We start from the raw sequence: 18,322 nt of genomic DNA, 5'->3' as shown, positions 1-18,322 counted from the left end.
TCTGGAACTATTCAGCAGCAGGAGCAGCGTCTTCTGGAAGACTGGTTGCGTCCGAGGTTATCACATCTTCTTTCGGGGCGGCAACCTTGACCATGGCATGGCGTAGGACAAAATCCTCCAGCAGGTAGCCCCGCACCAGTTGCTCGATGACGGTTCCTTCGGGGTGAGCGTCCGTTGCTTCTCGCAACATCGCCTCATGGTAATTGGGGTCAAAGGCTTGACCTTCTGGGCGCATGGCCGTCACCCCCAATCGTTTTAGACTATCAACAAAGCTTTTATAAACACTCTGATAGCTTTTATGGATCTCCATTTCCCCTTCTGTAGAAGGCTTGAGTTGGGTTCGAGCCCGCTCAAAATTATCGACCACGTTGAGAAGTTCTGTGATGGTTTTACCTTTGACCTGTTTTTCAAGGTCTTCCCGTTCACGCTGAGTCCGCTTACGGAAGTTGTCAAATTCAGCGGCCAGGCCCATATAGCGCTTTTTATACAACTCTAGTTGCTCGGCCTGCTGAGCCAGTTCTTGACGGTGGCTTGCCAATTCCCCCTGGAGAGTGGCGATGATTTGCTCGGGACTGGTGGCGGGTTCTCCCTCCTCAACGCTATCTTCTGGATGGGACGTAACCTCAGCACTGTCGGATGGAGAAGGCTCTGGTAACTCCGGACTGGCCTCATCGCTGGCCAGGATTTCTTCCGGAGAATGGTCTAGGGCATCTAGGGGAAGTTGTGCTTCGTTCATAGTGGTAGAGGTCGGGACAAAAACAACTCAGTTAGCCGAGTTAAGATTAGGCTCCGTTGGCTTAACCCTGGTCTAAGGTCTTAAGATTACTCCCTGATTCTAACCCGAGCTTGCGCTTTCAATCACAATCTTTGGGGACTAGGCCTTGCCAAACTGCCGTTGGTAGACTTCGTCTTCCTTCTCCGTGACAATTTTGAGATTGGAACGGGGATAGGCTACACAGAGCAGAGCATACCCTTCCTGCTGGAGTTCCGGGGAAACCCCCATACCATCACTTTGTTCCACCTGGCCTGACAAAATTAGGGCCGCACAGGTTGTACAGACCCCTGCACCACAGGAGGTCGGTAGAGAGAGACCTGCTAATTCCGCCGCCTGCAAAACCGTCTGGTCTTCGGGAACAGAGATCGTATAGGTTTGGCCTTGATGCTGAATTTCGGCAGTATAGGTATTGACCATGGTTAATAATTAAAAAGGAGTTCCTAATTTTGGATAAAAACTGGGATAAAGCGGCTCGGAGGGAGATCTCCTAGAGCATCGCTACACCGAGGGATGATTATAGCCTGATTTGTTGGCTTGCTTGGGTAGAAAACAGGGACCCAAAACTCCAAGTATTAAGAAATACTAATTACAATTAAGATCTAGCAATTTAGTGTTGCAAAATCTTTACATCCTTTCTGCCTTGTAGCCATGGACAAGACTTTCCCCTCTACCAAGCTTGCTCTGCCTCTCTGGGGGGCTGGGGTTGCGCTTTGTCTACTGGTGTTCCTCGGGGGCCTGGGCTGGTGGGCCGGGTACCAGACCGATCCCTACGTTCAGGAAGTCCTCCATCTAACCGGCAATCTGAATCGGGGGCAGGCCATTTTTCAGACCAATTGTGCGGTTTGTCATGGATTAGCGGGGGATGGAAACATTGGGCCAAGTTTACACGGCGTATCCCAACATAAATCTTCCCCCCGTTTGATCGAACAGGTGATTAGTGGCAAAACGCCCCCCATGCCAAAGTTTCAGCCCAATGCCCAAGATATGGCGGATCTATTGCGCTACCTCGAAAGCCTTTAGCTTACCGACAACTTGGCCCAGACCCACCGAGTTAGAGGCCTTGAATAACAGACGGTCTCCCGGCTGCATAAAGGCCTGGAGGGCTTGGATCAAACTTTCGTGGTCGGTAAAGACATGGCAAGGTACAGGGGCAGCTCCGCTGGCAATGGCATCAGTCATTGGGTCATTGGCGAGTAAGAATAGGTGGTTGATGCCCAAAGATGCCACCCGTTGACCCACTCGGTCATGGAATTCTGGGGCGCGGTCTCCCAGCTCTTTCATGGCCCCTAGCACCGCAATATGGCGCTGGCCAGGGGTTTCTCGTAATAGCTGTAAGGCGGCTAGCATGGATTCTAGGCCGGCATTGTAGGTCTCATCCAATAGCAGGATATCGGGATCTAGAGTATAGCGACGGGCCCGTCCGCTGGGGAGCTCAACGGGGAGTCCCTGGGTTAAAGGCTGCCAATCAATGCCCAGGGCCTGGGCGACGGCCAGGGCCGCCAGGTAATTGGAGGCATTGTGACGACCAGGTAGGGGCAACGGCAAACAATGGCCCTGAACCTGTAGGGTATGGGCATCAAGCAATGTTCCCTGAATATCTCCCCCTTCCAGGCCATAACTCAATACCGAGCCGCTCCAGACCTGTTGGGCCGTTGTCCGGAGTCGGAGGTTATCCCAATTGAGAATGGCCAGGCTGGTGGAGGGCATCGTCGCGAGCAGTTCGCATTTAGCCTCGGCAATGGCCTGTTCTGAACCAAGGCGGCCAATATGGGCTGTACCAACATTTGTGATTAAACCAATAGTCGGTTGGGCAATTTCTGCCAATAGTGCAATTTCTCCCCGTCCCCGCATGGCCATTTCAATGATGGCGTAGTCATCCTCTGGGGTAACTTCCAACAGAGTCTTAGGAACCCCAATTTCATTATTATTATTGACTGCTGTTTTACGAACATTCCCCTTTAAGGAGAGCACTGCCGCTGTCAATTCCTTCGTGGTTGTTTTGCCGACGGAACCCGTTATCCCAATCACGGGGATACTAAATCGTTGTCGCCAAGCTTGGGCAATAGCTTGATAAGCCCCTAGGGTATCTTTAACCATAAATTGAGGCAGGGGCCGAGATAGGGAAAGAAACTGCTCAACAACGAGACCGCTGGCCCCTTGACCTAGAGCCGTTTCTGCAAAGGTATGACCATCGAAATTCTCTCCCCGGAGAGCAACAAACAGGTCGCCCGCCGCCAGTGCTCGCGTATCTGTACTTATTTTGTTTATCGGTAAATCTGCGCAAACATCGATTTCTTTTTGTAGATGATTTTCCAGGATTCTGCGGATGTCAAAAAGTGAAAAACCCAGTGCCATGATAGTTAACGTCTAAAAAATAGGGACTAAAAACGGAAATCAAGTTAGAATAGTCTTCAGGAATTTAAAGTCTGATTAACCTGTGATCCAAATCACACTCAAATAGTGAGTTTGCGCACTATCTTGGCAATAGCTATTGAGATTATGGTTCATTCTTGAAGGCCACTGAATACGGAGTAGACCCCTGCGGGCAGACCAATCATAGCATTGTTTTGAACTACTCATAGGTCATCCAGAAGCTGTCCGGTCCTTTGCTAGAATGCTCCTCGTGTCATCGCCCTTTGCTCTCTCCTTCTACCCCCTGCCTTGCTGGTAAGGAGGGCCCCATGAACACCCCTGCTATGCTGACGAACGCCTTTGCCAAGCCCTTAACCGATGAACAGCTTCTCTACGATTTCTTGTTAGAAGCTGTTCAGTCCAATGCGCCCGATTCAGTATTAGACGACTTTCAACAACTGTTTATCGAAGCAAGGGGCTTTCGGGAGACTGAGGTATTCCAGTCTTTAAATCGTCTTGTGCGGCAGAAAGATATTGAAATCACTTTCAACCATTTCTTTAACCGCTGTTGCCATATTTTAATTAACCATTGGCAACTCCAGCCCCAGCATCAGCGGGCCATTCCAAAGCTGGCGGAATTACTAGATAAATTAGTTGTCCAGCGTGGCCATACCATTCATAGTTCTAACCGGGTTGGCCAGCTTGTCCTGGCCTTTACTCAAACTGAGGCGTTTTTACGAATCCAACGGGTCGCCACGATTGTCCAGGGGAAACAAACCAGTGGTAACCAGGGTAACGATGCCGTAGGAACCTTAATTCATCGTTATCCTTACCTGTACGACCACTGCCTGACAGGAGATGACAGTAGCCAGGAGCACCAACAAATGGTGCGTCGTATGAAGGTTCAGTATGAGCGTCATTTTGAAATTAACCTATCCCGCTACGTCACCTACCGTGTCCGCCTGTCTCAATCCAATCGTTCTGGCCTGTTGTTGCCCCAGACGGAGTTAATTCAGTCCGTCCCCAATCCCACCCTTTTGAGTGATAAAGAACTCAATCGTTCGATTAAACATTTTGTGGGAACGGCTGAGCGTGGCCAGACCTACAAGGCCCTTTCCCAAAGTTTCAATAATCAGATTATTCACACGCCTACCTTCGGGGGCTTTAAAGATAATCTTTACGATTACGTTCTGGGTTCCCTCGATGAAAAGTATCAGCAGGGCCAATTCAGCAAAAAACTTTATCACCTTCTACAAAATAGTTACCCTGACTGCAATAGCAAGCGGCCGACGGAATTCTTAATGATGCGAACCTCTAGCCGCCTGTTAAATTTCCTGACCGTTGAGAGTGCCCAGCAACCCGACCACTATATTTTTGTTGATCTCATTGCCAATATGGGGGTTACTCGTACCGTGGGCCTGCTCCTGAAAGTGGTTTTGTTCTGCAATAAAGTCAAACCCTACCTAGAAAAGCGCTTTTCCATTTTATTCAACCACTACGAATCCTTTTCTCGCTCAGGGGTGCCTTGGTTGGTTAAGTCCCTAGAAAATGTCCAAGTAGCTTTCAGTCTTCATTTTGGCCGGGTAGACCTATCTGGACTGAAAACGAAAAATCTGGGCGTTTAGCACCGGTAAAACTGCCTTGGAGCTTGGGTTAGGGACTTCAGCATCACTACTGAACTCAAGTTCGTGCTATTATATACAAGCTAATTTCGGGATGTAGCGCAGCTTGGTAGCGCACTTCGTTCGGGACGAAGGGGCCGTGGGTTCGAATCCCGCCATCCCGATTTTTTATCTCCCAGAGCAACCAGGGCCAATTGAGGGCCATTTCAGCTGACTTACTTCGTTTGCGTTCCACTGCTTGGCCAATGGGCCTGCAAAAGACTATAGAGTACTGGCACAACCACCAAGCTGAGCAGGGAAGAGGTGGTCAGTCCGCCCATGATGGCAATGGCCATGGGTTGACGCAACTCGGCCCCAGCCCCCCAGCCCAGGGCCAGGGGGAGCATTCCTAGAATCGTAGAGGCTGTGGTCATCACAATCGGTCGCAGACGTACTCGGCCACTTTCTAGCAGGGCCTGGTCGAGGGGTAGGCCTTGGGCCTGACGTTGATTCGCATAGTCAATGAGGAGAACGGCATTTTTATCCAGCAGGCCCAGCAGAAAGATTAGGCCAATTAGAGAAATCATGCCAAAGTCGCTTTGAGTAAAAAGCAGACCCAGCATGGCCCCGACAATAGCCAGAGGTAGGGACAGGGCAATGACCAGAGGTTCCAAGGGCCGCTGAAATAACCAGAGTAAAATCCCCACCATCAGGCCCAGGGACAGGAGTAGGGTTACGCCAAATTCTGCCAATACTAAGCCCAAACGCGCTGAATCTCCCTGCAATTCTAGGTTAACGCCAGGGGGAAGGAGGGGAGTGGCAAGGGCCGTTACCTGCTGGGTCAATTCGCCGAGGGCATAGCCTGGGGCCAGATTAGCACTGAGATAGATGGCCCGCTGGCCCTGGAAATGCTCAATGGCCTCACTACTGCTCTGATCGCTGGTGATTTTAACCTGGAGCAGACCGGGAACGGCCTCGACCTTGCTTTTTAAGGTTTGGCCCAGGGCCTGCAGTTGGGTCAGATCGGGGCCAGTAAAGGCCAATTTTAGGGGCGTATCATCCCCAGTTTGTACAAACAGGATATTTTCTACACTAGTAGTGACCTTCGGTATCGTTGGCAGACGTTCCCGCAATTGGGTCTGAACCATGGCAGTGGATTGGGGACGGTCGGCTTTGAGTTGCACGTAGAGATTACCCTTGAGGGGATTTCCCTGGCCCCCGGCAACGGTAAACACCGAGGCCACATTGGGATCAGCTAGGACAACCGGTTCGAGTTGCTCGGCAATGCGACGACTGCGTCGCAACAGAAAGGCTTCAGGGGAGACAGCCAAGGTTTCGATCCAGTCAAAGGCCCCACTGTTAGGAGTAGTAGACGTGGGGGAAGGATTGCTCTGGGTGGGGGCTAGTCGTCGGGGTTGGGCCGATTGAAAGACTACATTAAATTCGCCCCGGTCTAGGGTAGGGATAAAACCCTGGGGAATCAGGGGAATCAGGGCCAGGCCTAGAACTAAACTCAGTACGGCAAAGACAACCACGCGCCAGCAATGGCGGAGCGACCAAGCCAGACAGGATTGATAGGCCTGGGTAATTCTGTCTAGGGGCAGTTGAAATCGAGAGGGATGAGCCTGGGGGGAAGGTCGTAGCCAAAATACTGCTAGAACCGGAGAAAGGGTGCGAGCCACCAGCAGGGAAAAAATCACAGCAGCGGAAACAGTGATCGCAAAGGGTTTAAAGAATTGCCCTAGGGTTCCCCCCATAAAAGCAATGGGCAAAAAAACCGCCACGATGGAGAGGGTGGTGGCGGAAACCGCCAGGCCAATTTCCTCCGTGGCCAGTAAAGCTGCTTGTTTGGGGGCCAGGCCTGCCTCGATATGCCGAGCAATATTTTCCACATCCACAATGGCATCATCCACCACGATGCCAATCACCAGGGCCAGGGCCAGCAGAGTCAAGGTCTCGAGGTTAAGGCCCAAGGCCGCCATGACAATAAAGGTACCCAGCAAAGACAGAGGAATGGCAATGGCACTAATTAAGGTGGCCCGCCAACTCCGCAGAAAGGGAAAGATCACTAAAATTGCTAGGACAATGGCCCCCGCTAGGGCCTCTAGGGTTGCCGTGGTGGCTTCTTGGATGTAGTGGGCCTGGGTTTCTGCCTCGATCAGTTGCAGGTCGGGCCATTGCTGTTGGAGTTGGGCCATCTGCTGTTCTACTCGGTTCACTACTTCTAGGGTATTGGCCCGGGCCTGTTTGATCACCTGCACTGCCAGTACATCCTGGCCGTTGTAGCGCGTCAGAGTCGGTGGATTCACCCCTGTGCGGTCAGTCTTGTCTCGAAAGCCACCATCTCCAAGCAAATTAACCCGCAAAACTCCTGGTATTTTTTCAAGGAGCGGCAGAATTTGGGACTGCACCTTATCTCTCAAGCCCTCTATGGTTTGACCCTCGGCTTGAATGGCGTAGGTAACAGCAGCGGATTCATTGAGATTGAAGGGCAAGACCTTCAGTTTTGCTGTTGATGGGAGCTGAATTTTTTCAAGGGCCTGTTCCACTTCTTGGGTGGCCTGGTCTAGAGTGCGACCCGCATCAAAGGCCACTGTGATAACGGTTTGGCCAGTATAGGTGGAGGAATAGAGGTTGGCCTGGGCCAAGTCTTTGAGGGGGGCCTCTAGAGGATTGGTCAGCAGGCTTTCAGTGGCCTCGACGCTCTCTAGGGGAGCCGTGGCCTGAAGAATCACCACGGGAAACGTTACTTCGGGGAAAAGCGCGTACTTGAGGGAACTCAAGGCCAACAGGCCTGCCACCGCAATAGCTAACCAAAAGCTAATGGTCAACCAGGGGTAAGTCAGGGCCCAACGGGATACATTCCAGCGTGGTTGCAGAGATCGTTTCATTGTCTAGGGTACAGGCCAATTAGGCGACACCGAGAGATTCCTCCAAGGCCCCAATCACCACCTCAGCAATTTCTTGAATGCGGTAGCGACAGGCCAGGGTTTCCGTCGAATTGAAACTTCCATTTTCCCAGTACTTGTTACTCCCCGCACCCCCACCACAGAGGCCAAAATAGTCACAAGTCTGGCGACATTGGGCCACACCAGCCTGCATATCGGCATAGATTCGCTGAAACTTCGGGCTTTCACAGACTGAGGCAAAACTATCGGTGAGAACATTGCCTAAAATAAAATGACCGTAGGGTTCAATATTCACGGAAAGTAATTCGGGATCAAAGGTGGAAAAATTACCCTGGTGATCGATATTCACAATAGCAAAGGGATGATTCATATCCGTATGATCTAGTCGTTCTTCGGTATAAATCAGACTACACAGACATTCAAACTCTCGTACCCGGAAGGGAAGGTCACTCTGGCTAGTTAACTGCCAAAATCGTTGAATAAAGGCTCGATAACGCGCTAGGGCATTGCTTTTTTCTAGGGAAGACTGACGGTTAACTCCCTCCGTTTCCTCCATATTAAAGCCCACATCAGTCAGGCCCTGGTCTCGGAAAAAGTTAAACATTGCATCGGCATAATCGAGAGAATCTTCTGTTAAAACAGTAATGATATTATGAAACAATTCATTTTTTTGTAGATATTCCACTCCCCTCATTGTTGCTTGATGACTCCCCAGCCCAGTACGAGTTTTGCGGTGGGCATCATGGAGAAAAGCTGGCCCATCTAAACTCACACCAATATGGACAGGATAGGTTTTAAAAAAATCGCACCAATCCTGATTAATTAAAATGGCATTAGTCTGGAAAGAATGGCAAAAATTAAGTTTTTTATAGTTGTATCTATCACTGGCCTGGTCAATGAAGGCAAAGGCCTGACGGTAAAACTCTAGACCCGCTGCTAGTGGTTCCCCTGCATGCCAACAAATCGTAAAATCAATTTCGGTAAAGGGACTCTCAAAAATAGCTTTAAAAATTGGGTCAATGAGTTCCAAGGAAAGCGTATTTTTTAAATGACGATCCGGTAAATAGCAATAGTCGCAATCTAAATTACAGTAGGAAGTCGGCTGTAAAATAACCAGGTTAGTCGGGCCAAAGTGAGTGGTGTCAAGGGAATAGCTCACGGGATAGTTCTCGTTAGGAATTTCGATGGTATCGGAATAGAGCGGCGGTTTGGCAACCCCAGGGCCACGTCTATCCTAGAGCACGACTCCCGGGTTGGCCCTCTGCCTCTGTCGATCCTATCCGGTTTGACCGTAGGATAGGGGCAGGATCACAAAGAAACAGCCAATGGCTCAAAAACTTGTAATTCAAGCCGGTAAGACGGAAAAAGAATATTGGCGAGACCTCTGGCGCTATCGGGAACTCTTCTACTTCCTGGCCTGGCGGGATATTCTTGTTCGCTATAAACAAACAGTGGTCGGTATTGCCTGGGCTCTCCTGCGGCCCTTGCTAACCATGATCGTCTTCTCGATCGTGTTTGGTCGTCTAGCCAAACTTCCCTCCGAAGGGGTTCCTTATCCAATTCTGGTTTTTGCTGGAATGCTACCATGGCAATTTTTTGCCAATGCCCTCACGGAATGCAGTAATAGCCTGATTAACAACGCTAATTTGCTGTCAAAAGTTTATTTCCCCCGTCTAGTGGTTCCCACCAGCGCCGTTGTCGTCAGTTTTGTGGATTTTCTGATTTCCGGAATGATTTTACTGGGGCTAATGGCCTGGTACAATTTCGTCCCTTCCTGGCGCATTATCACGCTACCGATTTTTATTGTGATTGCCTTTATGGCCTCCATGGGAGCGGGACTATGGTTAGCTGCTCTCAATGTTCAATTTCGAGATTTTCGTTACATTGTGCCCTTTATTGTGCAATTTGGACTGTATGTTTCTCCCGTGGGGTTTAGCAGTGAGATTGTGCCTATACGATGGCGGATGCTGTACTCTTTAAATCCCATGGTCGGGGTTATTGATGGTTTCCGCTGGGCCATTTTGGGAGGGGAGTCGCGATTATTTTGGCCCGGTTTTGGCGTGTCGTTATTGTTGGTCATGGGACTATTATTAAGTGGTATTTGGTATTTCAGGAAAATGGAACGGACTTTTGCCGATGTGATTTAGCGTGAATGCTGATGCTCCTTTTCCACTCTGGATTCGATTCCACTGAGTCCCCAAAATAGTTCAAGAGCACGAGTCTTCTAAGCGTTATACCAATCCTCCAAATTAAGGATACAGATGTTTACCCCTCCGCCTACGGCACCTCCCCTTCGCAAGGGGACAGTGGGGTCTAGTTATGTAGTCGGGCTTTAGAGATTTGGTATTACCCATTTTGATTCAACAACTTCTAACAACTACCTGGGTGTGCCTCCCTCTGAATTTAGCTACATCGTGATTCCATTTTGATGACCTTGGCTTGACTGATAGCGACCAAGGGCCATCAGGGGAAAATATTGGCGATAGAAATGGTAACGGATGTAGAAATGACAAGGGAAACCCGTGCCCGTAAATTCGGCTTCGTCCCAGCTACCATCCGGGTTTTGGGTTGAAATTAAATAGTCAATCCCCCGTTGAAGGGCCTGATGGTGCCACAGGCCGGTTGCTTGGCCGCCATCCAGGAGCGCGATCAAGGCCCAGGCCGTCTGGGAAGCGGTACTGATGCCCTTACCCTTGAGGCTAACATCTCGATAACTTTCGCAGGTTTCTCCCCAGCCGCCGTCAGGATTTTGGCAACTTACGACCCAGGCCATGGCCCGTTGAATTTGGGTTTGATAGCGTTGCGGGGCCAAGGCCGCTAGGGCAGAAACAACGCCGCTGGTGCCGTAGAGATAGTTAACCCCCCAACGACCAAACCAACTGCCGTCGGTTTCCTGTTCTGCTTCTAAATAACGCAGGCCCCGTTCAATCCGTTCTGGCTCCATGGTCAGACTGCAGGAACCCAGCATTTCCAACACCCGTGCCGTCACATCAGCGGTATTGGGATCAATCATGGCCTTGAGATCGCCGTACGGGAGGTCATTGAGCCAGGCCTGGTCATTGTCAATATCAAAGGCCGCCCAGCCGCCCCCTTTGCATTGCATGGTGGCCATCCAGGCAACAGCCCGCTGGATTGCGGCTTGTTTTTGGGCCTCGTGGGGTAAATGCAGGCCCTGGAGGGCCATGACGACCACCGCTGAATCGTCGAGATCCGGGTAGAAATTATTATCAAATTCAAAGGCCCAGCCGCCGGGTTTACCCTGCTTATTTTTGACCTGCCAGTCGCCGTAGGTCAGAATTTGTTTGGAGAGGAGCCATTCCCCCGCCTTGACTAAGCGCGGATCGGCCGGATCGAAACCCGATTCCGTCAAGGCCCGCACCACCCAGGCCGTATCCCAAACCGGCGAGACACAGGCCTGAACACAAAAGCTGGTTTCCGATTCTATGGAAAAATTATCAATGGCCTGAATGCCCCGTTGCACCACCGGATCGTGTAGGTCATAGCCCAAGACTTTCAGGGCCAGGAGGGAATTGAGCATGGCGGGAATAATGCCGCCCCAGTCACCACTCACTTCTTGGCGTTCGAGAATCCATTTTTCTGCCGCCTTCAGGCCCGCTTCTCGGAAAGGCACCAAATGCCAGTCCTCTTGCCATTTGAACAGTTGGTCTAGGCCCAGAAAAATATCGGCCCAATTGTTGGCTTTGGGCAATTCGTACTTTACATTGTTGATACCTTCGGCGTAGAGTTCATCCACCCGCAGGCCATTCGTAATATCAAAGACGGGCTTTTGGTCACAGACAATCATTAGGGGAACCGTGCTTGAACGGGCCCAACTAGACATTTCGTAGATATTGAAGGGAAACCAGTCGGGCAAGAGTATTACCCAGGGGGGAATGGATGGCGTGCCTCGCCAGTCGTAGCAACCCACCAAGGCCAGGTGCATCTTGGTAAAAATTCGGGTTTTACTGATGCCGCCTCGGCTTAGGATAAAGTCCTTGGCCTTGAGCAGGGCCGGATCTTCTGCCGGAACCCCCAAGACGCGCAGAGCTAGGTAGGCTTCAACGGAAGTACTAATTTCTCCGCCATCGCCATAGTAGAGTTCCCAACCGCCGTGCTCCCGTTGCTGTTGCCGCAGATAAGCTGCCGCTTTGTGCAGAGGCCGGGCCTTATCTGTCCCCCAAATTTTATGGAGTAGGATGACTTCGGCCGTAATAGTGACATTGGACTCTAATTCTGACCACCAGTATCCGCCTGGGTATTGCTGAGAAAGGAGGTAATTCTGGCTCTGGGTAATGGCCGCTTGGAGAGTTGTGGCAAGGGAAGACGCTGGAACTGGCATCATTCAACAACGGGGCTTAATATTTCTTCATCCTTAAGGTAACAGGTTTAGGCTCAGTGGCCAAAAAGACCGGCACCGGCTATCTGTGAAGACGTAATACCATGATTGAAAGTTGAGGCCAAAATTCTCTCCTCTGGGCTTCTCGATTTTTCCTTTCCTCAGCTTTGAGTCTTCTTACTTATTCATCCCATGTCTTTTTTTCTCTGGGTTATTAACCCCTGGCTTTTTTTCCAGGGTAATGGCTACATTCCCCACGGTCATTGTTATCTTTGGCAGACCCCCCTTGTCTGGCTCCACCTCCTCTCCGACAGCTTTACGGCGATTGCTTACTATTCCATTCCCCTGCTTCTGCTTTATTTTCTCCGTAAACGCCAGGATATTCCCTTTCCCAATATCATTGCGTTGTTTAGTGCTTTTATTCTTTGTTGTGGGACAAGCCATGTTTTTGACGTTATTACCCTCTGGTTTCCCATCTACTGGATTTCTGGCCTAGTCAAGGCGTTAATGGCCATCGTCTCAGTTTTCACCGTTTTTGAATTAATCCAAATTATTCCCCTGGCCCTCAATCTTAGTTCCCCCAAGCAACTTGAAGGCCTGAACCAGGCCTTGACAAAAGAAATTCAGGAGCGCCAGGCGGCAGAATTAGCCCTCCAAGAACTTAATGGTCATCTCGAGGAGCGAGTCAAGGCGAGAACAGCGGAGCTAGCCCAGAGCAATCAACAATTAGAGCAAAACAAAAATCAGTTGGCCCAATTGGCGGCCATTGTTAAATCCTCACAGGATGCCATTATTAGCAAGACCCCTGAAGGGATTATTACCAGTTGGAATCAGGCCGCTGAACGCCTCTTTGGTTATACCAGTCAAGAGATGATTGGCCAGTCGATCCAACGACTTATTCCTGTTGAATACCGAGAAGAAGAAGAAAAAGTTTGTCGAGGAATTCGCCAGGGAAAAATTGTTCAAACCTATGAAACAAAACGACAGCGTAAAGATGGCAGTCTAGTTGACGTGGCCCTGACGGTCTCCCCCATTTGGGATGACGAGGGTAACGTTGTCGGAGCCTCTAAAATTGCCCGAGATATTAGTGAGCGTCTCACCGTTGAAACCCGAGAAATTGTCCTGCGAGAAATGACCCAACGCATCCGCCAATCTTTGGATTTACCAATTATTTTCGAGACAGTTGTGCAAGAAATTCGCCAATTTCTCCAGGCTGACCGGGTGGCGATTTTTCAATTTGAGCCAAATACTCATTTTGAGTTTGGAAGCATTGTCGCAGAATCGGTAATACCGCCCTTTAGCTCTGTCCTGAGTACTCGCATCCAAGAAACCTGTTTTAGTGGCCAGTATGCCCATCAATACCAGCAGGGACGAATCCAAGTCATTGAAGATCTTAAGCAGGCCAAGATCCTGCCGTGCCATGCCGAATTTTTAGGACAATTTCAGGTGCGGGCCAATCTCGTTCTACCCTTAATTAATAATCATGCTTTATGGGGCCTTCTTTGTGTTCATCAATGTTCTGCCCCCAGGACTTGGCAAACGGCAGAAATTAATTTTCTAAAACAAATTACCAATCAATTTGAAATAGCCATTCAACAGGCTAGTCTGTATCAGCAGGCCCAGCAGGAACTTGTTGCTAAAAACCAATTGTTTGCTCAGCTCAAAAGTGAACTAGAGCAAAAGAAAATTCTTCTCAAAGAAATTCATCATCGCGTTAAAAATAATCTACAAATCATGTCGAGCCTTCTTTACTTACAATTTAGTAAGGCTTCTGCTGAAATCCAGGCTATGAGCGAAGGTTATCAAAGTCGTATTCAATCCATGGCCTTAATCCACGAACAGCTCTATCGTAGTGATGATCTAGCCTGTATTGATTTTTGTCAGTACGTCGCCAATTTAACCAATAATATTTTTCAAGGCTACGGCCAGGGTTCTCGCCATATTCACCTGAATCTAGCGATCAAAAATCTAACGATTCCCCTAGAGCAAGCCATTCCCTTAGGCCTGATTGTCCATGAATTAGTCTCCAACGCTCTCAAGTATGCCTTTCCCAATGGAGAAGGTGAAATTACGATTCAGTTAACGCCAGTCGGCCGATACCTACATTTGGAGGTAGCTGATAATGGCGTCGGTCTTCCCCCAGACCTGGATCTTGATAATACAGATAGTTTAGGAATGCAGTTAATCCAAAGTCTCACAGAACAATTGCAGGGCAATTTTCATTATACAAAGCAAGGGGGAGCTCGTTTTTGCATCGACTTTCCTTTGTAAGCTAAAATCATAGAGCCAATAGTCGTGGTGAACTATGCCCTTTCAAGTGCTGATTGTTGAAGACGAACGATTGGTTGCTCAACATATTGCCCACTTAATTAAAGATAATGAATATCAAGTCTGTGGGACGGTATCTGATGGCGAAATAGCGCTTAAAAAAGTGGTTGAATTACGGCCTGACCTTATTCTCTTAGATATTTGTATTAAGGGTAAATTAGATGGGATTGAAGTGGCTGAACAAATTCAGTCTCTTTATGCTATTCCAATTATTTTTCTCACGGCTTTTTCTGATACTGAAACGCTGAAGCGGGCCCAGGCGATTAATCCCGCTGGTTATGTGGTTAAACCCTTCCGTCGTGAGCAACTTCTGTCTAGTATGGCTATTGCCCTGGCCCAGCCGGCCCAAAACGCTGAGGTTCCAGCCCAGAAAACCGCCGAAGATCTAGCCGCGGCTCCCTATCGTTTACAGGCAACTCTGGCCTATATCGAAGCACACCTCGATAAAAGCATCACCATTGAATTTCTTTCGGGAGCAATCGGGATGAGTCCAGCCTATTTTTGTCGTTTTTTTCAGAAAGAAATGGGATGCTCGCCCTACCAATTTATTATCCAGAGCCGGATCCAACGGGCTAAGGAACTCCTCAAACAACGGGAGCTTTCCATTAGCGATATTGCTCTACGCTGTGGTTTTACCTCCCATAGCCAACTCACCCACCATTTCCGTAATCTCACTGGCCTGACGCCGAGGGATTTCCGTCATTCCCTGGCCAGCAAGACTTAAACTCGTCTCAATATTCTATTTTCATGGCCTTGGCAGTGGTTGTGAAGCAACCAAGACCATCGGGCCATGCAGAGCCAAGTCAGGTCAAAAATCCGTTAGTTTGTCAAAAATCGATCAAGACAAGCAGGAGCAGGACTGCCTAAGATAGCAGGTAAGTTTACGGTACTGTTCCTCCAACGGTTCGCTAGCGATTAAGCGACTAGACATCGCCAGTCCGTGTAGGGGTCTAGGGTTACGTCTCTTCCTGCTCTCTTCATTAGAATCACGTAGCCCCCTTTTCTCGCTCCATTGCCACGATACCGTGTCCATTTTCCCCTAGGCTACTACACCAAAATTTCCAAAACCTGATTCGCCAGCTTCTTCCTAAATTGCCATGATGACAACCTCCCTACCCAAAACTTATCTTCCTGTCCAACTTCTGCAAACCCTAGAAGCTAATCAAGCCACGGGAAAGCTGACTATTCAAAACCCCTTCGACGAATTTGTCACTTGGCAAGTTTATTTGGGGGATGGCAAGATTCATTTTGCTAACAGCGGCGTAGGCATCAGAGAAAGGATGCAATATCTCCTCGGCTATCATCTGCAACAACAGCAGGACTTACCCGAACAGGTCAGCCATGATTACTCGCACCTCTACCATCTATGGCGTAGGGGGATCTTTTCTCTGCAACAAACACGCTCTATCCTGACTCGCTTCACCCAGGAAGCTTTGGTTCAGATTCTAGCCCTTCCCCAATCGACCTGTTTTTTTAATGACCAAGAAACCCTCGAAGACCCTTTCTTAAAGTTTGAGCTAGATAAGGTAATGGCCCCCCTAAAGCACAAAGTCAAGTTTTGGCAGGCCCTTCATACAGAAATTAGTTCACCATTTCAGCGTCCTCTCGTTGAAGATTGGGGCAAAATCAAAGCTTCACTGAGTCAGCATTGCCAACGGGATAACCAATGGCTTGCTCAATTCAATCGGGGCTTGACCGACCTATCCTGTCTCTATAATTTGGCCAGTCGGACTCATACCAATGTTCTGGAGTTGGCCCTTTTGCTTCGGCCCCAAGTTCAGCAGGGTGGAATCAAAATGCTTCCCTACCAAGACATTCAGGTAGACCGTCGGCCCTTGATTGTGTCGATCAATCATCGTCCTGCCCTACAGCGCATGGTACAGGCAACACTGGATCATAATGGCTTCAAAACGCTCTGTCTACAGGAATCCTTAACCGCATTGGCAGTGGTCATGAGTCAAAAACCCAGTGCTGTTCTCGTAGAGGCGGATATGCCCGGCCTTAATGGCTACGAACTCTGTCGCTTAATCCGTCAATCTCTTCCGGTCAAGGAAACCCCAGTGATTTTACTGACTCCGCAGGCCAGCTTAGTGGACCGCATCCAAGGGAAATTGGCCCAGGCCTCGGCTTACCTCGAGAAGCCCTTTCTTCCCCAGGAACTGTTAACAGTTGTTGAAGCACAACTGATGACCTTCCCGTTGGCCAGCTAGGGGTTGTAAATATTATAATTTGCTGATGATCTTAGCCTATCCAACAGATTGACGCTATCGACGGGTATTCTGTTTGAGGCGTTCCAACTCCTCATCGAGCTCCCAATCCTGAAAAGCCGCTTCTAGGGGATCCTTGGCCCGTTTATACTGACTGTACTGGCCCCCTTGATTCCAACCCGTGGTATCTCGATTGGGCGGTGGGCTTGGTTGAGCCTTCATCTGTTCTGCTTTGCTTTGTATCTCTTTTTGACGGCTCTGGATTTGGGCCAAGAGGGCCTGGGATTGGCTCAAGCGGGTGCGGCTCCCTTCCATCTGTCCCCAGAGAAGATTGCCCTGACGCAGAAGGGCCGCTTCCCGTTCCTGGGCGGCCTCGGCCAAATCTTGACGACCTGCCTGTTGGGCCTTGGCAATGCGATCATGCCAAAGTTGAATATCCTGGGCCAGGGCCAGTAGGTCTTGTTCCTGGCGCTGTTTTTGGGCTTCTAGGCTGGTTAATAGGTTGCGAGTATCCTGTTCCTGTTCCCGCAATTGCTCGAGCAGGGCCTGAAGTTCTAGATGGGGATTGTTTTGTAAAAATTCTTCGAGGCGAGTTTCGAGAAAGCGACTGAAATCGTCTAATACACCCATGGCGGCCTAAAAACTTTGTCCTACCTCAAGATAGCGTGTTTTACCTTGGCGGGAGAGAATAGCTTTTTGATTACTGACCCCAGTTAGTGTCCAACCACTACCCCCAACGACTTCTCCCACCTGAATGCGTTGCGTGAGGCCATCCCAACTAAACAGTGCAGAAGAACGTTCTCCTGATTCGAGAACACCCACGAGGCTATGGGCCTGCTTGGCCTTAACCATCGGAGGAATGGCGCTGATGGGATTCGCTGGGGCTTGGGGGATGGGGGGTGGGGCTGGCACGACGGCCTGCGTTGCCGGTAGGGGAGGGGCATTGTAGAGAGCGGCTAGATTGGGGGCCGGATTACTGGCGGGGAGGGGGGGGAGGGGAGGAATCCTCGGAGAGGCAAGCTGGGGATTAACGGGAACCGTCGGGGGAGTCTTCGCCATCGGGGGGGCCGGATTTTGGGGACGGGGCGGGGTATTTTGTAGTAACCGGAGGGATTGCTGGAGATAGGCAATAAATTTAGCGTCTTCCACCGAGGTCTGGGAAGAGGGAAGAGGACGAGGACGTGTTGGCTGGCCGTTCAGCCAGAGGCCAACCCCCAGCAAGTAGAGCACACCTACTAGGAAGAGGAGTTTATCTAGATGTGACCGGAGGGTGGCCCCCCGAAGATCAATACCCATAACAATCTACCCAGGAATCTACAGGCTTTATTCTGCCACACCCCTAGTCCTAGGGGGCCAATTTTAGGGAGAGATCGTAGCGGGTGGGAAGGCGTCGTAGAGAGCGGAGCCGCTGTAGTCGAAAAATGAGCGATAGCAAAATTTGTTGTCGGGTTTCGGGGTCTAGGGATGGTGCTTTGGGTTCTGCGAGGCCATGCAATAGGGGTTCCCATTCTGGGGCAACACGGGAAGGAGGCATTAGGCCACCAGGGCCATTGAGGAGAGAGGTATCCGTAGAAATGGGCAGAAACATAGGACAATACGACAAATCTAAAGATAGGAATACTCCCAGTGTTCTTGATCTGCCCAGTCCTTGCCATAATAACCGTCACCCAGGAACGGTGATCTTTCTCACTGACAAAAACGTTAAAGTTTGGCCAGGCCCCCAAAAACTGATCAACAAAGAAGGGGAAAGCCTGTAGTCCACTCTGAAATCAACGGTTACCGCTAATCCTTCAGCGCACTGAGACTTTCCCCCC

The 18,322-nt window shown here is 49.9% G+C and carries 15 protein-coding genes and 1 tRNA gene; 7 read left to right on the top strand and 9 right to left on the bottom strand.

The genetic code is table 11. From position 1 onward, the window contains the following. Window positions 1–7 precede the first annotated feature (7 nt). Together grpE and ABXS88_RS16470 are read right to left on the bottom strand one after the other, a co-directional pair. Window positions 8–736, bottom strand: coding sequence for a nucleotide exchange factor GrpE (gene grpE / locus ABXS88_RS16475; protein WP_353673129.1), 729 nt, complete (start codon window positions 734–736; stop codon window positions 8–10). 138 nt (window positions 737–874) lie between these two features. Beyond that, on the bottom strand, window positions 875–1,192 hold the full coding sequence (locus ABXS88_RS16470) for a 2Fe-2S iron-sulfur cluster-binding protein (protein WP_353673128.1): 318 nt from the start codon (window positions 1,190–1,192) through the stop codon (window positions 875–877). A 231-nt stretch (window positions 1,193–1,423) separates the two neighbouring features. On the opposite strand from ABXS88_RS16470, the gene ABXS88_RS16465 reads away from it, so the two are divergent. Next, on the top strand, window positions 1,424–1,795 hold the full coding sequence (locus tag ABXS88_RS16465; protein WP_353673127.1) for a cytochrome c: 372 nt from the start codon (window positions 1,424–1,426) through the stop codon (window positions 1,793–1,795). On the opposite strand, the gene murF is transcribed toward ABXS88_RS16465, so the two are convergent. Then, window positions 1,769–3,130, bottom strand: a complete 1,362-nt coding sequence (gene murF / locus ABXS88_RS16460; protein ID WP_353673126.1) for a UDP-N-acetylmuramoyl-tripeptide--D-alanyl-D-alanine ligase — start codon at window positions 3,128–3,130, stop codon at window positions 1,769–1,771. The two genes, ABXS88_RS16465 and murF, sit on opposite strands and share 27 nt — an antisense overlap. Window positions 3,131–3,456: 326 nt before the next feature. Here murF and ABXS88_RS16455 point away from each other — a divergent pair, with 326 nt between their 5' ends. Beyond that, window positions 3,457–4,752, top strand: a complete 1,296-nt coding sequence (locus ABXS88_RS16455; protein ID WP_353673125.1) for a hypothetical protein — start codon at window positions 3,457–3,459, stop codon at window positions 4,750–4,752. 87 nt (window positions 4,753–4,839) lie between these two features. Then, window positions 4,840–4,913: transfer RNA gene (locus tag ABXS88_RS16450), tRNA-Pro, on the top strand. A gap of 51 nt (window positions 4,914–4,964) precedes the next feature. Here ABXS88_RS16450 and ABXS88_RS16445 read toward each other — a convergent pair. Further along, window positions 4,965–7,619, bottom strand: coding sequence for an efflux RND transporter permease subunit (locus ABXS88_RS16445; RefSeq protein WP_353673124.1), 2,655 nt, complete (start codon window positions 7,617–7,619; stop codon window positions 4,965–4,967). A 19-nt stretch (window positions 7,620–7,638) separates the two neighbouring features. After that, window positions 7,639–8,823: a cyclophane-forming radical SAM/SPASM peptide maturase GrrM/OscB gene (gene grrM / locus ABXS88_RS16440; protein WP_353674839.1), complete on the bottom strand. Its 1,185-nt coding sequence runs from the start codon at window positions 8,821–8,823 to the stop codon at window positions 7,639–7,641. 139 nt (window positions 8,824–8,962) lie between these two features. Here grrM and ABXS88_RS16435 point away from each other — a divergent pair, with 139 nt between their 5' ends. Further along, window positions 8,963–9,784, top strand: a complete 822-nt coding sequence (locus tag ABXS88_RS16435) for an ABC transporter permease (protein WP_353673123.1) — start codon at window positions 8,963–8,965, stop codon at window positions 9,782–9,784. Between the two features lie 260 nt (window positions 9,785–10,044). Here the strand turns inward: ABXS88_RS16435 and shc are convergent, their stop codons facing one another. Beyond that, complete coding sequence (shc, locus tag ABXS88_RS16430) at window positions 10,045–11,979, bottom strand: squalene--hopene cyclase (protein WP_353673122.1); 1,935 nt, start codon at window positions 11,977–11,979, stop codon at window positions 10,045–10,047. 186 nt (window positions 11,980–12,165) lie between these two features. On the opposite strand from shc, the gene ABXS88_RS16425 reads away from it, so the two are divergent. From ABXS88_RS16425 to ABXS88_RS16415, 3 genes are all read left to right on the top strand, one after another. After that, window positions 12,166–14,244 (top strand): PAS domain S-box protein, encoded by a 2,079-nt coding sequence (locus ABXS88_RS16425; RefSeq protein WP_353673121.1) that lies wholly within the window; start codon window positions 12,166–12,168, stop codon window positions 14,242–14,244. 34 nt (window positions 14,245–14,278) lie between these two features. After that, window positions 14,279–15,025 (top strand): response regulator transcription factor, encoded by a 747-nt coding sequence (locus tag ABXS88_RS16420; protein WP_353673120.1) that lies wholly within the window; start codon window positions 14,279–14,281, stop codon window positions 15,023–15,025. A 373-nt stretch (window positions 15,026–15,398) separates the two neighbouring features. Then, the gene (locus tag ABXS88_RS16415) at window positions 15,399–16,511 is read left to right on the top strand and encodes a response regulator (protein ID WP_353673119.1); all 1,113 of its coding nucleotides are present in this window, start codon (window positions 15,399–15,401) and stop codon (window positions 16,509–16,511) included. A 54-nt stretch (window positions 16,512–16,565) separates the two neighbouring features. On the opposite strand, the gene ABXS88_RS16410 is transcribed toward ABXS88_RS16415, so the two are convergent. The 3 genes from ABXS88_RS16410 to ABXS88_RS16400 are packed head-to-tail and all read right to left on the bottom strand — an operon-like array spanning window position 16,566 to window position 18,096. Beyond that, entirely contained in the window at window positions 16,566–17,138 is a 573-nt protein-coding gene (locus tag ABXS88_RS16410) for a TIGR04376 family protein (protein WP_353673118.1), read from the bottom strand. A 6-nt stretch (window positions 17,139–17,144) separates the two neighbouring features. Beyond that, window positions 17,145–17,804, bottom strand: a complete 660-nt coding sequence (locus ABXS88_RS16405) for a hypothetical protein (RefSeq protein WP_353673117.1) — start codon at window positions 17,802–17,804, stop codon at window positions 17,145–17,147. A 49-nt stretch (window positions 17,805–17,853) separates the two neighbouring features. Then, window positions 17,854–18,096 carry a hypothetical protein gene (locus ABXS88_RS16400; protein WP_353673116.1) on the bottom strand — a complete coding sequence of 81 codons (243 nt, stop codon included), beginning with the start codon at window positions 18,094–18,096 and terminating at the stop codon, window positions 17,854–17,856. Window positions 18,097–18,322 lie beyond the last annotated feature (226 nt).

The sequence above is a fragment of the Synechocystis sp. LKSZ1 genome (assembly GCF_040436315.1).
In the GTDB taxonomy this organism is placed as follows: Bacteria; Cyanobacteriota; Cyanobacteriia; order Cyanobacteriales; family Microcystaceae; genus Synechocystis.
The sequence above is the reverse complement of the archived record's forward strand: the minus strand, read 5'-3'. Positions and strand labels throughout refer to the sequence as shown.

Excerpts from the sequence above, each read along its gene's own strand:
- grpE (WP_353673129.1), bottom strand. The coding sequence starts at position 736 with ATGAACGAAGCACAACTTCCCCTAGATGCCCTAGACCATTCTCCGGAA.
- ABXS88_RS16470 (WP_353673128.1), bottom strand. The coding sequence starts at position 1,192 with ATGGTCAATACCTATACTGCCGAAATTCAGCATCAAGGCCAAACCTAT.
- ABXS88_RS16465 (WP_353673127.1), top strand. The coding sequence starts at position 1,424 with ATGGACAAGACTTTCCCCTCTACCAAGCTTGCTCTGCCTCTCTGGGGG.
- murF (WP_353673126.1), bottom strand. The coding sequence starts at position 3,130 with ATGGCACTGGGTTTTTCACTTTTTGACATCCGCAGAATCCTGGAAAAT.
- ABXS88_RS16455 (WP_353673125.1), top strand. The coding sequence starts at position 3,457 with ATGAACACCCCTGCTATGCTGACGAACGCCTTTGCCAAGCCCTTAACC.
- ABXS88_RS16445 (WP_353673124.1), bottom strand. The coding sequence starts at position 7,619 with ATGAAACGATCTCTGCAACCACGCTGGAATGTATCCCGTTGGGCCCTG.
- ABXS88_RS16435 (WP_353673123.1), top strand. The coding sequence starts at position 8,963 with ATGGCTCAAAAACTTGTAATTCAAGCCGGTAAGACGGAAAAAGAATAT.
- shc (WP_353673122.1), bottom strand. The coding sequence starts at position 11,979 with ATGATGCCAGTTCCAGCGTCTTCCCTTGCCACAACTCTCCAAGCGGCC.
- ABXS88_RS16425 (WP_353673121.1), top strand. The coding sequence starts at position 12,166 with ATGTCTTTTTTTCTCTGGGTTATTAACCCCTGGCTTTTTTTCCAGGGT.
- ABXS88_RS16420 (WP_353673120.1), top strand. The coding sequence starts at position 14,279 with ATGCCCTTTCAAGTGCTGATTGTTGAAGACGAACGATTGGTTGCTCAA.
- ABXS88_RS16415 (WP_353673119.1), top strand. The coding sequence starts at position 15,399 with ATGATGACAACCTCCCTACCCAAAACTTATCTTCCTGTCCAACTTCTG.
- ABXS88_RS16410 (WP_353673118.1), bottom strand. The coding sequence starts at position 17,138 with ATGGGTGTATTAGACGATTTCAGTCGCTTTCTCGAAACTCGCCTCGAA.
- ABXS88_RS16405 (WP_353673117.1), bottom strand. The coding sequence starts at position 17,804 with ATGGGTATTGATCTTCGGGGGGCCACCCTCCGGTCACATCTAGATAAA.
- ABXS88_RS16400 (WP_353673116.1), bottom strand. The coding sequence starts at position 18,096 with ATGTTTCTGCCCATTTCTACGGATACCTCTCTCCTCAATGGCCCTGGT.